Below are 15461 nucleotides of genomic sequence, written 5' to 3' on the forward strand. Positions count from 1 at the left end.
GGCCGGACGGCCAGCGACAGCAACCCGTCTCATACGGTTTGCTGTCCCGATGTCCCGGTGGGACCGCAGGGCGGTCCCGGTCCCGCCGGCACTGACGGACAGTAAACCGTCTCAGTCCTCGTCGGGTTCGCCCGGCGGCTGCCCGACACCGGGAGTCGGTTCCTCGAACGCGTCGATCACGTGTTTGCGGCTGTGGACCGCCCGGTAGCCCCGCCTGAGGAGCCGGTTACCTTTCGACCGGGAGACGCGTGCGCTCACTCGTCCGTCGCGGATCGCATCGACGACCGACTCGGGCGTGAGCCGGTCCGCTTCGACGACCGTGTACGCCCGCCCCACCTCGAAGGGATAGTGTGCGTCGCTCCCGCCGACCAGCGGGAGGTCCCGCTCGGCCGCCAGCGCCTCGACGAGGGGCTGCGAGCGGGGGTGTTTGCCGTTGACTTCGATCGCGTCGAAGGGAACGTCCTCGAGTTCCCGCACCGTGCTGTTCCGGAACGGGTGGGCGACGATGGCAGCACAGTCGCGGTCGTGGGCCAGCGCGACGGCCTCCGCGGGCGAGAGCGCGCCGGGTTTCGTCGCCCGGGGCGGATCGGGGCCGACGACGAGGACGTGGCCCCGATCCGTGGTGATCTCGATGCCCGGCAGCGTCGCCACGTCGGGCGCGGGATCGAACGGCGTGTAGTAGTCGTGGTTGGTGGTCGCGACCCCGTCGAGGCCGCGCCGGGCGGCCAGCTCGGTGAGGAGCCTGACGCCCAGCGGGTCGTACCGGTCGCCAAGCGAGCGCCGGCCGTGGAAGAATCGCGTGTGTGCGTGGAGATCGACCGTATACATACTGGGGCAAACGCCGGCCAGATCCTTTTGGATGCGGCCGGCATGGGCTCCAGTATGCCATCCCACGAGGCGAGCGATCGCGTTCTCGTCCTCAACCCCGTCAGCGGGAGCGGGGAGCACGTCGACGACGTCGTCGGCCTCGCGACCGACCACGGGTTCGAGATCATGACGACCGAGGAGAGCGGCGACGCCAAGCGCTTCGCCCGCGAGGCCGCTCCGAGCGCAGATCTCGTCGCCGCGGCCGGCGGCGACGGCACGCTCAACGCCGTCGTCAACGGAATCGCCGACGCGGCGGCCCTCGAGACGACCGCCGTCGCCGTCGTCCCCGCGGGGACGGGGAACAACTTCGCCGCGAACGTCGGAATCGAGGGACTCGAGCACGCCTTTACGGTCATCGAAGACGGCCGTCGGCGGGAGATCGACATCGGCACGGCGAACGGTCGGGTGTTCGTCAACTCCTGTGTCGGCGGGATCACCGCCGAGGCAAGCAGCGAGACGACCACCGAGAGCAAGGCGGAGCTGGGCGTGCTCGCGTACGTGAAAAACACCGTCGAGACGCTCGGGGAGTTCGACTCGCTCCCGCTGCGAGTGGAGACCGCGACGGGATCGAACGGCGAGCGGGCGCGGGCCTGGGAGGGCGAGGCGCTGTTCGTCCTCGTCGGGAACTGCCGGCGCTTTACCGGCGCGCGAACCGCACAGGCAAACGTCGAAGACGGCCGCCTCGAGGTGACGATCGTCGAGGACGCGGCGACGACCGATCTGCTCGGCGGCGCGGCCCTCGAGGGCCTGTTCGGCCAGGAAAGCACGCACATCGTCCGCCGCCGGACGCCGTCGCTGGTGATCGAGAGCCACGCCGACGCCATCGAGTACAGCCTCGACGGCGAGATCCTCGAGACCGAACGGCTCCATCTCGAGACGGAGCCGGCGACGCTCACCATCGCCGTCGGCGACGGCTATCGGCCGGATCCGGACGACGGGAATCGATGGCCCCTCGAGACGCGCGGATAGACGGGCTGTATCGATTCGAAACCCTCGGGACGAGCCGATACTGGTTTCAAGAGTCGTCGTGAGTGTACGACTATGAGCACGCCGGAGGAGGACCTCCAACACGAGAACGCCGGACAGGACGTGATCGCCGTCGACGCCGACGACGCCGCGCTCGAACCCGTCAACCGACTCGACGCCCATACCGGCGAGGGGATCCGCCATCGGGCCTTCACGTCGCTGGTCTTCGACGGCGAGGGGAACGTCCTCCTCGCCCAGCGAGCGCCGGACAAACGCCTCTGGGGAACGTACTGGGACGGCACCGTCGCCTCCCACCCCGTCGAGGGACAGAGCCAGGAGGAAGCGACCCGCCAGCGCCTCGAGGAGGAACTGGGGATCACCCCCGATCAGTACGACGATCTGGAGCTAACGGATCGCTTCGAGTACAAACGCTACTTCGAGAACGCGGGCGTCGAACACGAGGTCTGTGCCGTCTTGCAACTGACGCTGACGGACCGCAGCCTCGACCCCAACGAGGAGGAGGTCGCCGGGCTGATGTGGGTCCCCTACGAGCGACTGCACTCCAATCCGGAGTGGTACCGCCAGCTTCGACTCTGTCCGTGGTTCGAGATCGCGATGCGACGGGACGTCCGGTGAGAGTCGACGGCCCAACTGACCGACACCGCCCGGAGCCGGGAGCACACGCATCGAGGGGTCCGCCGCGAAACCACGACGGACCCGACCGCGACTGAGCACTCGAGCTACGAGAGCGACGCCGGTGCCCGAGCCCGATCGGCGCGTGGCCTCCGCTCGAGACCGAACGCCGTCGGAAAACAGTACACGAACGGGAGGTTTATAGGGGAGTGCTCACACATGCAGGATAGACTGCGATGGTCACTGGCACGCTCAGACGGCTTCTCCGGGGGAGTACGATCGCGTCGTCCGCGTCGGCGGACGGATCGACCGCCGCGGGGGCGACGGCGGAATCGGAGCCCACGCCTGGGACGGGGCGGGTCGCCGACGAGTCGCTCGATATCTGTCTCCTCAGTTACCGATCGAACCCGTATTCCGGAGGACAGGGCGTCTACGTGAAATATCTGAGTCGGGCGCTGACCGCCCGCGGCCACTCCGTCGACGTGATTTCGGGGAAACCCTACCCCGAACTCGACGACGACGTCGGGCTGGTGAAACTCCCCGGCGAGAACATCGTCGACGAACTCGACAGGCTCGGCCAGTTCGAGCCCGCCTATCTCGGCGACCCCCTCGCGCTCTACGAGTGGCTCAGCGCGCTCACCGGTGGCTTTCCGGATCCCTACGCATTCGGCCGCCGGGTCGTCGACTACTTCGAGGAGCAGGAGCCGTCGTACGACGTCGTCCACGACAACCAGTCGCTGTGTCACGGCCTCAACACGCTCCGCGAGCGGGGCCACCCGGTCGTGGCGACGGTCCACCATCCGATCACCGTCGACCGCGAGGCCGACCTCGCCGCGGCCGATAGCTGGGGGGAACGCCTGCTGATCCGTCGCTGGTATCGCTTCCTCCGGATGCAACGCGAGGTCGTCCAGGAACTCCCACACATCCTGACCGTCTCCGAATCGGCCAGACACCGCACCGTCGCCGACTTCGGGGCCGACCCCGAGTCGGTTCGTGTCGTCTATAACGGGATCGACACCGAACTGTTCGAACCCCGCGAGCGAACGCACGATCGCCCGCGCGTGATGACGACCGTCAGCGCCGACGTCCCGCTGAAAGGAACCCGACACCTGCTCGAGGCCTTCGCGACCGTTCGGGGAGACGTCGACGCCGAACTCGTCGTCGTCGGGGAGTTCGACGAGGGCGGCGACTGTGCCCGACTCGTCTCGAAACTCGGGATCGAGGAGGCGATCGAGACCCACAGCGAGATCAGCTACGAGCGGATGATCGAGCTCTACGGCACCGCCGACGTGGCGGTCGTCCCGTCGCTGTACGAGGGTTTCGGCCTCCCCGCCGGCGAGGCACTGGCCTGTGGCGTTCCGGTCGTCGCCACCACCGGCGGCGCGCTCCCCGAAGTGGTCGGCGACGCGGGGGTACTCGTCGAACCGGGCGAACCCGACGCGTTAGCCGAGGGGATTCGGGAACTGCTCACGGACGAGCAGCGCCGTCAGCGCCTCGGCGAGCAGGGTCGCGAACGCATCGTCGAGGAGTTCGACTGGGATCGGGCCGCCCGCGAGACGGTCCGAACGTACCGCAACGCGATCGAAACGCAGTCACAGGAGGGCTAACATGGAGACGATCGATTTCGACCGGATGACCCTGACGCCGAGTATGCGCGTCCTCGACGTCGGCTGTGGCGAGGGCCGTCACGTCCACGCCGCCGCCCTCGAGAACGTCGCCGAAGTCGTCGGGCTCGACCTCGAGCGAGCGAGCCTGCGCGCGGCTCAGGAAGACTACGAGGAGTACATCGCCGGCGAGACGGACGTGCCAGTGACCTTCCTGTCGGGGGACGCACTCAGGCTCCCCTTCGAGGACGGCGCGTTCGACGTCGTCTGCTGTACCGAGGTCCTAGAGCACATCCCCGACTACGAGGCCGCCATCGACGAACTCCGGCGGGTCTGTGCGCCCGGCGGCACGCTCGCGGTGAGCGTGCCTCGAGCCGGCCCCGAGCGGGTCTGTTGGGCGCTCTCCGACGAGTACCACCAGGTCGAGGGCGGGCACGTCCGGATTTTCGACCGCGAGGAGTTACAGGCGGCCATCGAACACCGCGGGTTCCGGCGGGTCGACGGCCACTTCGCCCACGCCCTGCACGCGCCCTACTGGTGGCTGAAGTGTCTCTGGTGGGACCGCGACGAGCGGGGCGACCCGCCGCTGCCCTTGCGGGCCTACGACCGCTTTTTGGAGTGGGACGTGCTGGAATCCCCCCGCCCGGTCCGGCTGCTCGAGCGGGCGCTCGATCCCGTCGTCGGGAAGAGCGTCGTCTACTACTTCCAGCTGGAGGGGGCGGCGTGAGCAACGTCGCCTCGGGACGGTCGCTCGCGGACTGGGAGCTCGCACCCGCAGTCGACTACATCGAACGCGTCCAGCGATCGGACGGGCTCATCCCCTGGTATCCCGACGGCCCCGCCGATCCCTGGGATCACGTCGAGAGCGCGATGGGGCTGTCGGTCGCTGATCGCCACGAGGCCGCCCGTCGGGCCTACCGGTGGATCGCCGACGCACAACACGAGGACGGATCGCTGTGGGCGACCTACGGCGAAACGGACGGCGACGACGGCGCACACGCCGGCGACGAACCCCGAAAGGAGACCCACCGCAGCGCCTACGTCGCGGTCGGCGTCTGGCACCACTACCTGTGTACCGGCGATCGGGCGTTCCTCGAGACGCTCTGGCCGACCGTCCGCGACGCCCTCGAATTCGCCTGCGCCCAGCAGGCCGCGACCGGCGAGATCTACTGGACCGTCGGCGCGGACGGCGAGGTCTACGAGGACGCCCTCGTCGCCGGCTGTGCCTCGATCTACAAGAGCCTGGCCTGCGGGGCGGCGATCGCCGCGGAACTGGGCCACACCGACGCCCGCGAGCGCTGGCTCGCGGCCCGCGCCGACCTCGGTGCGGCGATCCGGGAGCGTCCCGACCGCTTCGATCGCACGTGGGAGAGCAAATCCCGCTACGCGATGGACTGGTTCTATCCCGTCCTCTGTGGCGTGCTGGGCGGCGAGCCGGCGCGACAGCGCCTCGAGGCGGGGATGGATCGCTACCTCGAGGAGGGACTGGGCTGTCGCTGCGTGGCGGACGAGCCCTGGGTGACCGTCGCGGAATCCTGCGAGTTGGTCGTGTCGCTGGCCGCGGTCGGCGAGGCGGAACGCGCGCGTGAGATCTACGAGTGGCTCTTCCAGTGGACCGACGACGAGGGGGTCTTCTGGACGGGGTATCAGTTCGAGGACGAGGAGTTCTGGCCGGGCGAGCGGCCGACGTGGACGGGCGGGGCGGCGGTGCTGGCCGCGGACGCGCTGTCGGGGTTGTCGGGGGCTGCGGATCTGTTTACTGATCCCCTGCCGGAAAGGGAGTGAACTGTAGTACTCGAGAGTGATGGGACCGTCGGAACCGGAACAAGCGGAAGCTCTGAGGAGGGTCGCATTTTCTCAATGAGAATGCGCTGAGACTACTTTACGGAGTCTGCCTCCCATATGCTTGGTAAGGGGATAGTCAATGGACGAAGCGACTCAAGAGGAAGTCGAAGAGGCGATTCTACAACTCGAAGACGAAACGGAGTCTGACGGCAGTGTCTAGTCAGGCCAGTTCGAGGTTAGAAATTTTCAGTTCCATCATCAGCACATTCAGAGAATGTAAGAATTCTTATAAGACCATCTCGTTCATTTTCTGCACTATCAACCATAATTGTAATATCTAGACAAGACGAATCAGACTCGGTTAAGTCAACCTGTTCCCATTCTGAACGAGATTGATCGTCCAGCCACGCATACAGCGCGTATTTTCCTGGTTCTGTTGGATAGTTTTGAACGCTTTTACTTTCTACAACACCTTCTCTCCCTGAGTTGGGTTCTACTTCGATTGAGTCCCAATATATCGGATTGCTGTCCTCAATTAATAGTAGGTGAACAGTGTCTGATTGAGCAACTTGATTAATAACGGTGATCTCACCAATTCGTGTTTCTGTAGTATTCGTCTGGAAGGTCGAACAGCCTGCTCCGACTACTCCAAGTGCCACTCCACAAACTTGGAGGACCTTTCGGCGGGCAAATTGAGACATAAGTGAACCACTCCATGTATCAATAAAACATTTTATTTTCCCAGGACCTATCCGGAAGGAATTTCAGACTTATACAAACAGTAGAGGCCACGGAATCCACCGGGTACCACGATGGGGTCGTTTACTGGGATGTTGAGCTCACCGAAGATGATGTTGTCCTGGAATCCACATCCACAAGCGGAGATAAGTCTATCAAAACTGGAACAAATCAATCCGAAACTCCCCAAGAAGGAGATGTTGTGGATATCTCTGAAGGTAAAACGATAGAAGTCGAAAGTATAGACCAAGAAACTACTAGATTCCCAGGTCGAGAGTCAGTTACAATTTCGTCAGATCATCAACTACCAGTGGGTATAAGAAATGATCTCCCCGATACGGAATCAGAATCCGATCTCACGTACCTAGAACTTCCTGCAAGTGTTACACGAACAGAGGTAGTCGGAAAGACTAATGATAAAAATAGTTGATTTCGGGGCAATAGGCTTGTCTCACGGCATGACGAAATTTCTACGTGACTTATAAATAGTATTATATATAAACTAGATATGACGGAGGCCCATAGATTTCTAGGCTGTTCGACGGGAATCTATAGGTTATTGATCCAGCAGCGGACAGCAACTCCTAGGCTTTACCAACGCCGCGGGCATCTCTTCGGGGTTGGTTAAGCTCGAAAGCATTGGCAAGTTCTTCGAACCAACGATTATTACGCCGGCGGGACATCGGGCGAGTGCTGGCCGACTGGAATGTCAACGTCGATCTTATCGTACTAGATAAAGCCGCTTTGCACAGCCGTTCTCCTCGAGGTCGGCAAGGCCGTAATCGATGAGTTCGGTGACGTTGTCAATCACCTCCGGCGGGTGACGGTCACCGCTCCGGGTGAGTTCACGGATGCTCTCGAATTCGTGGTCCGCGATCGCCTCGAGCAGTTCGAGGTTCGTCGACCGAAAGATCCGGCCAAACGTCTCGAGGACCTTACGGAGAGCGTTGACGGCTTCGGGTCGACACTCTCGCCGGCATCGAGAACTGCAAGCACGTCCTCAAGGTCGCTACGATCGGACGTGGAATGTTCGGGTCATGGGGTTGGGGGTAGGTCGGTCATCAGTTGGTTCGAATACGCGGAAAGAAACTGATGGTTCAAGGCCGTCACTCTCTAATCCTCCCTTGAAATAAGTATGGGCCTAACCCGTAATTTAATAATAGCCCCGTTGCTCGTCTACTCGTTCCAATAAATCGTGGTCAACTAAGACTGGAAGGCGTTGAATGATCGTAGATTTTGAAACCCCTTCCAAATTGAATTCTGCAACCGCTGGCGAGATCGCGATCCCTGCTTCCTCGAAGACCTCGAGAATCGCAGGATCAGACTTCGTCATCCACGAAATCAGCGAACGCATTCAGCGATCAACTCTCGTTTGGCTCAAGGGAACTCGCGTCTAACTCTCCAGACAGATACTCCTTGCCGGTATCAGTGATTTCGTAGTATCCCCGTTTGACTCGAGCGACGACTCCGTACTCGACCAGTGCCGATAGCCGGCGATTCACCTCATCCCTCGATTTGTCGATATTTATCGCGATAACCGCGGGAGACAGAATCATGCCCGACGACTCGAGCGTCTCGAGAATCCGGTCATCGATCGACAACTGCATCCAATTCCCTGGACGACGCGCTGTCATTCCTCGTTCAGTTCCAACTCCTCGGCATCAAGTTTACCCTCGAGATACGCACGACCTCGGTCCGAAATGCGGTATCGTCCATCCGCTAGTTTTTCCACAAGACCATGCTCTGTGAACTTAGAAAGACGATTTGAGACGTGCGGGCGAGTCATATCCAGATTGTAAGCGATTATCGCAGGAGATTGTACTGTGAGAATCTCGGGATCATCTATCGCTTCGAGGATACGGAAATCTTCACGCGACATCCAACTTGGTCGTTCTCGAATCGACACGATTAGGCGCGAATACTCGTGCTGGGATCATTATTGTCATTAACCAAATACTATATCGTAATCTTGGATTACGCTTCCGTAACCAAATTTAAGTGCTATCCGTACCGAAGAGCACATAACGGAGGCCAGACGGACCCACGGCTACCCACATCGGTCCTCGAGAATGCGGACCCGGTGTCACTACCACCGGCCCGCGTGGCTTCCGTACTCCACCGAAAGCCATGTCAGACGACGATTCGCGGGACCTTGAACGTCCCGCTCGAGCAGACGCATCGCCCGCAGACACCACGGACGACCGGCGCGCGTGGGCCAAACTCACCGGCTTCCAGCGCGACTGTCTCGAGGCCGTCGCCCGCCGCGAACACGAGGGCTACCCCTGCTATCCCTGGGGGATCGCGGAGACCATCGAGCGCTGGTATCCGAGGGTCAGCCCCGGCCGGCTCGAGTCGAGCCTGCGCGCGCTCGTCGATCGCGACCTCGTCACGACGCGCGATGGCCTCCCGGGCTCCGTCCACGCCTACCGACTCACGGGTGCCGGGCGCGCGCTGCTCGTCCAGCGCGCCGACCGGCTCGCCGTCCTCCGCGAGCGACGACCCGACCACGACGCGATAGCGGAGGGGACCACTCGAGGGGAGGGGGCCGATCGGCCGACCGGGGCTCGAGACGAGGACTCGAGTGGCGACTGAACGTCACTGCACAGACCCCGCCCGTTGCAAGGGGAAGGACTCGAGTTTACTCACCGGCCAACCACGAGCTACGTATGCGGCTACTCGATCGGCGAACGACGATCAAAGCGATCGGCTCGAGCCTCGCACTCGGCGGGCTCGGTGCCACCGTGAGCGCACAGGACGACGAGGAACCGGACTACGGCGACTGGTTCGACGACGTCGACGCGTACGAGGAAACCGAGGACCTCACCGGTGAGGACGAGGTCACGGTCGACGTCGGGGCCGGGGACGACGGCCTCCAGTTCGATCCGCCCGCGATCCGCATCGACCAGGACGCGACGGTCGTCTGGGAGTGGACCGGCGAGGGCGGCGGTCACAACGTCGTCCACGTGCCCGAAGACGAGGAAGAACTCGAGATCGAGGGCGCGACCGGCGCGGACGAACCCGTCTTCGAGACCGAAATCACGGACGAGGAGGGCATCACCTTCGAACACCAGTTCGAGGAGGCGGGGACGTACCTCTACGTCTGTGAACCCCACCGAGAACAGGGAATGAAAGGCGCAGTCGTCGTCGAGTGAGGACGCCGTCCGGTACCGGGGCCGATAGCCCCGTCACGACCGGTTCGAGTCCGGCCGAGCGCTCGAGGCCGAGAGCCGCCCGATGCCCGTATCGCAGACGACGCACGATCGAAGGCCGTTGGCCTCGGTAAATCGATCGAACAGCCTCGAGAGCCGCACGTCGTGGCTCGCGAGCACGCCACCCGGCGTGAGGTGAGCGAGCGCCGTCTCGTACTCGAAGCGCATGTGGGGGTGCCGGTGGTCCGAGTCGTGCAAAAAGAGGTCGACGGGGCCGACGGTCTCGAGTAGCTTCGGGAGCACCTCGCGTGCGTCGCCCTCGCGAAGCTCCCAGTGGTCCCGACACCGATCCGGGATCAGGTGGCCGTACTCGAAGGGGCCGGGCGGTCCGCCGGGGAGATCCACCGCGTGGAGCGTCCCGCCGCCGTTCTCGGACAGTGCGGCGAGGATGTGCGCGTCGAACGACCCGAAGAGTACGCCGGTTTCGACGACCGTCTCGACCTCGAGTGCGCGACAGACGACGTAGAGCGTGACGCCGTCGCGCCAGTGGGTCGTGTCGGTGGCGACGCCGGCCTCGTGGATCTCGGCGACCCGGTCGGCGTAGCTCTCGTGGAACCACTCGAGGTCGTCGTATTCCTGCTCGTACGCCCGCAGTTCGGCGGCCGACGCCGGGAGCACGTCGGCCAGCCGCTCGGCCCGCTCGCGCGTCTCCCGGCCGTAATCGAGTCGGCGGCGCTCGAGTCCCAACCGAGCTTTCCGAACGGCGTAAATCGCGTCGCGAAGGGCCGTCGTCATCGGTATCCCAGCGCCTCGAGGCGCGATTCGACCGCGGGCTCGTCCGCGCTGTCCGGGTCGTCGTCGCGGAGTCCATCCGGAAGGGCGGGATCGAACGTCCCGCGATCCTGCCCCTCGCGGACCGCCCAGGGCACCCGGCGCAGGGCGGGAACCGGCGTTCCGGGCGGGTGCGACCAGACGCCGAACTCGCCGATGGCGTTGCCGTGATCGCTGGTCATCGCGACCCGGCCGTCGCAGTTCGCGAGGAGTCGCGCGACGTCGTCGAGCACCCACTCGAGGTTGTCCCGGTAGGCCGCCCAGACCGCGTCGTAGGAGAGTTCGCCGTTTCGAAGTTTGATCCAGGGGTCGTTCATCGAGTCCGTGTCGTCGTCTTCCTCGGCTTCGGCCTCGGCCAGCGCCTCCAGTGCCTCGCGTTCCTCCGGCTCGAGGTCCGCGAGGTCGATCTCCTCCTCGTCGTCCCCGTCGGTGAACTGCCCCCAGTGTTCGATGTCGGCCGAGCCGAAGAACCAGCCCGGTTGCGACCGGAAGGGGGCGTGGGGTTGCATGTAGTGAACCAGCACGCGGTCGACGCCAAGCTCCGCCCGGTTTCGCCAGATCGCGATCGCAGCGTCGGTCAGCGGGTCGGGCGGGATCGTCGAGATGTCGTCGTCGACCCACTCCTCCCGCCAGGCCTCGTGGAAGACGCCGAAATCGTCGGCCTCGAGCGGGAGGACCTCGTCGGAGGTGACGAGAATGTGCTCGCAGGGCTGGGAGGAGAAGGGGTTGCCGGTGACGTAGGCGGTCCGGGCCATCTCCTCGCGGTACTGCGGGGCGAACGTTCGGTCCATCCACTCGGCGGACTGGGACCCGACCGACCACAGCGAATCGACCCCGTCGGCGTCGGGCAGCGCCGGATGGCCGGCACTCGCGACCTCACGCATGAGATCGAGGCGACAGCCGTCGAGGACGCAACAGACGTCCCACTCACGCTCCCAGATCGGCGTGGCGGGAACGAGTTGCGAGAGCGTATAGCCGATGCGTCCGGTCGCGATCTTGCCGGATACCGTCGCGAAATCAATCACCGTCGGCTCCTACCTGCGTGGTGGATCCGATTCTGTTAGTAGCTTTTGATCGCCAGCGTGACCGTCAGGAGCGCCGGACCGAGGCTCCCCTCGAGACGCCGGGTGACCGACCCCCGCCGCTGGCCCGCCGGGTTCCCAGCAACTATGCCACACTGTGACAAGGCTTATTAGGACGGTGTTCGTAGCTTCGGTCGAGGACCACCCCGGTCCCGTCCGACGAAATGAGCTCCTCACCACCGACAACCGAGACGTACGAAGTCCCGCTCTCCAGAGACGAGCAATGGGTCGTCCACCACGTCCTGTCGACCCGCCTCGACGAGGCCCTCGACGAGGACGAACGACCACCCGAGTGGGTACTCGAGGTCATCGAGATACTCGAGACCGACGGCGATACGGAACGGTTCACCGGCCTGCAGGCCGATCGCATCTATGCGGCACTCGCCACGTACGTCGACCACGAGGAGACACCCGACCGGGACGTCGGTCACGGATCGGCCGTCCTCGAACGGCTCGAGGAGATCCGAGAGATGCCGGCATAACGGCCGCCAGCGCTCGAGCGCTGGAGACACTCACTGGTTTTTTCACAGAACGAGACGAGCGCCCTCGATCAGCCGCGCGCTCGCCCGGCTCAGGGCCGCGTCGTCGCCCAGACGGCCGTGATCGCGAGCAAAATCGCGGGTGCGAGCGGGAGAATCAGCAACGCGAAGCGATACCCCTCCGCACCCGGCGGGACGAGATAGATCGCCGTCGGGGCGACGAGAAACGCGAAGACCAGGACGCCGACGAGGATCCAGCCGCGCCAGTCGAACTCCCGGTCGACCGTCGCGGGGTGGGGCGGATCGGAGCCGTCTCCGTCGTCGGCCGACGGATCGGTTCCCTGTTCGTCGTCCGCGCCGGCATCGAACGCCGCTGGATCGTGGACGTAGCCGCCGTCGTCGCTCGAGGTCACTATCGGAGCGTTCGACCGCAGAGTGAAAGCCCTCACGGTTGGCCACCGTGACGGTCCACCGGTCGGGAAGCGTCGTCGAGTTGGTCTAGAGTTCGCTGTCCGGTCGGACGACGACTTTGCCGAACCCTTCCCGGTTCTCGATGATCTCGTGGGCGCGTGCGGTCTCGCTCATCGGCAGTTCCTCGCGGATCGCGGGCTCGAACGTTCCGTCCCAGACGAGCTCCAACACGTCGTCGACCTGATCGGGCGTGGCCATCGTCGAGCCGATGATCTGGAGCTGGTTCCAGAAGATACGCGGAATGTCCGTCTCGGGATTGCCGCCGCCGGTACCGCCACAGGTGACGAGCCGCCCGCCCTTGGTCAGGCTCTTCAGCGAGTTCTGCCAGGTTGGCGCGCCGACGTGTTCGACGACGACGTCGACGCCGCGGCCGTCCGTCTCCGAGAGAACCCAGTCCGCGAAGTCCTCTTCTTCGTAGTTACAGACGTGGTCCGCGCCGTGTTCCTCGGCGTAGTCGAGCTTCTCCGCCGTACTGCCGGTCGCGTAGACCTCCGCGCCCGCGTAGTCGGCGATCTGGAGGGCGGCGTGGCCGACTCCGCCGCTGGCTCCCAACACGAGCACCGACTCGCCGGCCTCGAGGTCGGCCCGTTCGATGAGCATGCGCCAGGCGGTCTGGAAGACCAGCGAACTCGAGCCGGCGACCGCCCAGTCGACGTGGTCGGGAACGGGGATCAGGTTGTCCTCGGGGATCGCGGCGTATTCGGAGTGGACGCCGGTGACGTGTTCGCCGATGATGTGAAATCGCGGGTCGAGCGTCGGGTCGTCCATCCGCAGGTCGCCGACGCCGGCCGAGAGCGCGACGTGGTCGCCCTCCTCGAAGCGGGTGACGTCCTCGCCGACGTCCTCGACGACGCCGGCCCCGTCGCTGCCCGGAATGTGGGGCATCTCGAGGTCGATTCCCGGCATTCCCCGCCGGGTCCAAATGTCCAGGTGGTTGAGCGCGGCCGCCTTGATGTCGACCAGTACCTCGTCCCGATCGATTTCGGGATCGGGGTACTCGCCGTACTCGATGACGTCCGTGTCGCCGTGTTCCGCGAATTGGACTGCCTTCATACACGCAGGCAACGGAAAGCCGATGCATAACAGTTTGGCAACCCGACGCGGCGTGCCCCCTCTTCGCCCAGTACTTTACCCACTGCCCCTCGAAGACGAGGTATGACGGAAACGGCTGCGGACGAAACGTCCGACGATAGCGACGGGACGCTCTGTACCGGTGTCGTCACGATCGCTTCGGATCGAAGCCTCGAGACCGACGAACCCGGCGAGGCACTCACCGAGATTCTCGAGGCCGACGGCAACGAGGTCACGGTGCGAGAACACGTCGGCCCGGATCACGATACCGTCCAGTCGATCGTCTCGCGATTGATCGACCGCAACGACGTCCACGTCGTGATCACAGCGGGCGCGACGGGCGTCGAATCGACCGACGTCACCCTCGAGGCCGTCGCCCCGTTACTCGAGAAGGAGCTGGCGACCTTCAGCGAACTCTTCACCGTGTTGGCCTACGAACAGGTGGGGACGAGCGCCGTGACCGCGCGGACGCTCGCGGGCATCGCCGACGAAACGCCGGTCTTCTGTCTGCCCGGCAACACCGATGCGGTCCGCCTCGCACTCGAGGAGATCGTCCTGTCGGAAGCGCCCGAGATCATCGACTGCCTCCGGGAGGACGAGTCGAACGCCGAGGACGACGAAGATGTCAAGGAGGACGACGACGCCGAGAGCGATCCGGACGCCGCAGCCGGCGACCCAACCGAAGTCGACGCGACCGACGGAGGTGCCTGACGTGGGCTCCGTCGACGACGGTCGAAACGGGGACCACGGCACCGACAAGGAATCGATCCGCGAGCGCGTCTGGGACGACCTTGAGGAGAGCGGCGAGGCCCGGTTTCCGTTTCCACCCCACGGCCGGATTCCGAACTTCGCCGGGGCGGACGACGCAGCCGATCGGCTGGCCGAGCAACCGGAGTGGACGGACGCGACGACGATCAAGGCCAATCCCGATGCGCCGCAACTCCCCGTCCGACGGCGCGCGCTCCGCGAGGGGAAGACGGTCTACATGGCGGTGCCGCGACTGCGAGACGAGAAGTGTTTCCTGAAACTCGATCCCGCGGAACTCGAGGACTACGACGCCGCGACGACCGTCTCCGGCTCCTCGGCCCACGGCGAACAGGTGGGGCCCGACGAGGTCGACCGCGTCGATCTGATCGTCTCCGGGAGCGTTGCCGTCAGCGCGGGCCGAGAGTCCGCACGGACGGCGAGCGACGATCGCTCCACGGCCGACGACGGCGGCCGGATCGGCAAGGGCGAAGGCTACAGCGACCTCGAGTACGCCGTGCTCCGAGAGCTCGGACTCGTCGACGCGTCTACGCCGGTGGCGACGACGATCCACGAACGGCAGTTGCTCGACGAGCGCGTCGCGATGGAGCCCCACGACGTCGCGATGGATCTCGTCGTCACGCCCGAGCGGGTGATCCGACCCGAGGGAAGCGACCAGCCGACGGGGATCGACTGGGACCTGCTCGCCGACGAGCGACTCGAGGAGATCCCGGTTCTCGACGGGTTTCGGGAGAACGTGTCGTAAGCACCGAACGTCACTGCATACCGACTCGCGCGACGGCGTTGCGATCAGCGTGTGAATCGTTGCAGTGGCATCGATCGCTCGCGGCGCTCCGGACTCGAGATCGGAACGCTCCTGGGGTCGATTCGCTGGACGCCAGTCTACCCAGTCCGTAGCAATGAAAGGGTGTCCATCCCCGGAACGCGGCGGAACCCGCCGCGTTCCGAACGCCAGATTCCCAAAAGCGACGCGAGCCGGGTGGGTGGGTGGGAGGCTCGCGTCAGCGAGAATCGATTGGC

Annotated in this window: 17 protein-coding genes and 1 pseudogene; 10 read left to right on the plus strand and 8 right to left on the minus strand. The window is 64.6% G+C overall.

What is annotated here, in order from left to right; genetic code table 11:
* Positions 1–111 precede the first annotated feature (111 nt).
* The gene (locus J0X27_RS06600; RefSeq protein WP_207271595.1) at positions 112–828 is read right to left on the minus strand and encodes a PHP domain-containing protein; all 717 of its coding nucleotides are present in this window, start codon (positions 826–828) and stop codon (positions 112–114) included.
* A gap of 54 nt (positions 829–882) precedes the next feature.
* Here J0X27_RS06600 and J0X27_RS06605 point away from each other — a divergent pair, with 54 nt between their 5' ends.
* From J0X27_RS06605 to J0X27_RS06625, 5 genes are all read left to right on the plus strand, one after another.
* On the plus strand, positions 883–1836 hold the full coding sequence (locus tag J0X27_RS06605; RefSeq protein ID WP_207271596.1) for a diacylglycerol/lipid kinase family protein: 954 nt from the start codon (positions 883–885) through the stop codon (positions 1834–1836).
* A gap of 72 nt (positions 1837–1908) precedes the next feature.
* The gene (locus J0X27_RS06610; RefSeq protein WP_207271597.1) at positions 1909–2469 is read left to right on the plus strand and encodes an NUDIX hydrolase; all 561 of its coding nucleotides are present in this window, start codon (positions 1909–1911) and stop codon (positions 2467–2469) included.
* 233 nt (positions 2470–2702) lie between these two features.
* Positions 2703–4073, plus strand: coding sequence for a glycosyltransferase family 4 protein (locus J0X27_RS06615; protein WP_207271598.1), 1371 nt, complete (start codon positions 2703–2705; stop codon positions 4071–4073).
* A 1-nt stretch (position 4074) separates the two neighbouring features.
* On the plus strand, positions 4075–4797 hold the full coding sequence (locus J0X27_RS06620) for a class I SAM-dependent methyltransferase (RefSeq protein ID WP_207271599.1): 723 nt from the start codon (positions 4075–4077) through the stop codon (positions 4795–4797).
* Positions 4794–5855: a glucosidase family protein gene (locus J0X27_RS06625; protein ID WP_207271600.1), complete on the plus strand. Its 1062-nt coding sequence runs from the start codon at positions 4794–4796 to the stop codon at positions 5853–5855. The genes J0X27_RS06620 and J0X27_RS06625 overlap by 4 nt, the downstream gene beginning before the upstream one ends.
* A 236-nt stretch (positions 5856–6091) precedes the next feature.
* On the opposite strand, the gene J0X27_RS06630 is transcribed toward J0X27_RS06625, so the two are convergent.
* The 3 genes and pseudogenes from J0X27_RS06630 to J0X27_RS17890 form a co-directional block, all read right to left on the minus strand.
* Positions 6092–6556 (minus strand): hypothetical protein, encoded by a 465-nt coding sequence (locus J0X27_RS06630; RefSeq protein WP_207271601.1) that lies wholly within the window; start codon positions 6554–6556, stop codon positions 6092–6094.
* A 703-nt stretch (positions 6557–7259) separates the two neighbouring features.
* A pseudogene (locus J0X27_RS18215) lies at positions 7260–7589 on the minus strand (HVO_A0114 family putative DNA-binding protein).
* 365 nt (positions 7590–7954) lie between these two features.
* Complete coding sequence (locus J0X27_RS17890) at positions 7955–8200, minus strand: transcriptional regulator (RefSeq protein WP_224214628.1); 246 nt, start codon at positions 8198–8200, stop codon at positions 7955–7957.
* A gap of 520 nt (positions 8201–8720) precedes the next feature.
* Here J0X27_RS17890 and J0X27_RS06635 point away from each other — a divergent pair.
* On the plus strand, positions 8721–9185 hold the full coding sequence (locus J0X27_RS06635) for a PadR family transcriptional regulator (protein WP_207271602.1): 465 nt from the start codon (positions 8721–8723) through the stop codon (positions 9183–9185).
* Positions 9186–9259: 74 nt separating this feature from the next.
* On the plus strand, positions 9260–9745 hold the full coding sequence (locus J0X27_RS06640) for a halocyanin domain-containing protein (protein ID WP_207271603.1): 486 nt from the start codon (positions 9260–9262) through the stop codon (positions 9743–9745).
* Between the two features lie 33 nt (positions 9746–9778).
* Here J0X27_RS06640 and J0X27_RS06645 read toward each other — a convergent pair whose 3' ends face one another.
* Both J0X27_RS06645 and J0X27_RS06650 read right to left on the minus strand, forming a co-directional pair.
* Positions 9779–10537: a class I SAM-dependent methyltransferase gene (locus J0X27_RS06645; protein WP_207271604.1), complete on the minus strand. Its 759-nt coding sequence runs from the start codon at positions 10535–10537 to the stop codon at positions 9779–9781.
* On the minus strand, positions 10534–11595 hold the full coding sequence (locus J0X27_RS06650) for an alkaline phosphatase family protein (RefSeq protein WP_207272045.1): 1062 nt from the start codon (positions 11593–11595) through the stop codon (positions 10534–10536). Before J0X27_RS06650 ends, J0X27_RS06645 begins: the two co-directional genes overlap by 4 nt.
* Before the next feature lie 224 nt (positions 11596–11819).
* On the opposite strand from J0X27_RS06650, the gene J0X27_RS06655 reads away from it, so the two are divergent.
* Complete coding sequence (locus tag J0X27_RS06655; RefSeq protein WP_207271605.1) at positions 11820–12137, plus strand: DUF7853 family protein; 318 nt, start codon at positions 11820–11822, stop codon at positions 12135–12137.
* A gap of 89 nt (positions 12138–12226) precedes the next feature.
* Here the strand turns inward: J0X27_RS06655 and J0X27_RS06660 are convergent, their stop codons facing one another.
* Together J0X27_RS06660 and J0X27_RS06665 are read right to left on the minus strand one after the other, a co-directional pair.
* Positions 12227–12547 carry a DUF7977 family protein gene (locus tag J0X27_RS06660; RefSeq protein WP_207271606.1) on the minus strand — a complete coding sequence of 107 codons (321 nt, stop codon included), beginning with the start codon at positions 12545–12547 and terminating at the stop codon, positions 12227–12229.
* Between the two features lie 85 nt (positions 12548–12632).
* Entirely contained in the window at positions 12633–13658 is a 1026-nt protein-coding gene (locus J0X27_RS06665) for a zinc-binding dehydrogenase (RefSeq protein WP_207271607.1), read from the minus strand.
* Positions 13659–13760: 102 nt separating this feature from the next.
* Here J0X27_RS06665 and J0X27_RS06670 point away from each other — a divergent pair, with 102 nt between their 5' ends.
* A complete protein-coding gene (locus tag J0X27_RS06670; protein WP_207271608.1) occupies positions 13761–14387 on the plus strand; it encodes a MogA/MoaB family molybdenum cofactor biosynthesis protein in 627 nt (208 codons plus the stop codon).
* Between the two features lies 1 nt (position 14388).
* Positions 14389–15186, plus strand: a complete 798-nt coding sequence (locus J0X27_RS06675) for a 5-formyltetrahydrofolate cyclo-ligase (protein ID WP_224214627.1) — start codon at positions 14389–14391, stop codon at positions 15184–15186.
* The last annotated feature ends 275 nt before the right edge of the window (positions 15187–15461 follow it).

Origin of the sequence: Natrinema longum (genome assembly GCF_017352095.1) — an archaeon.
GTDB classification, from domain to species: Archaea; Halobacteriota; Halobacteria; order Halobacteriales; family Natrialbaceae; genus Natrinema; species Natrinema longum.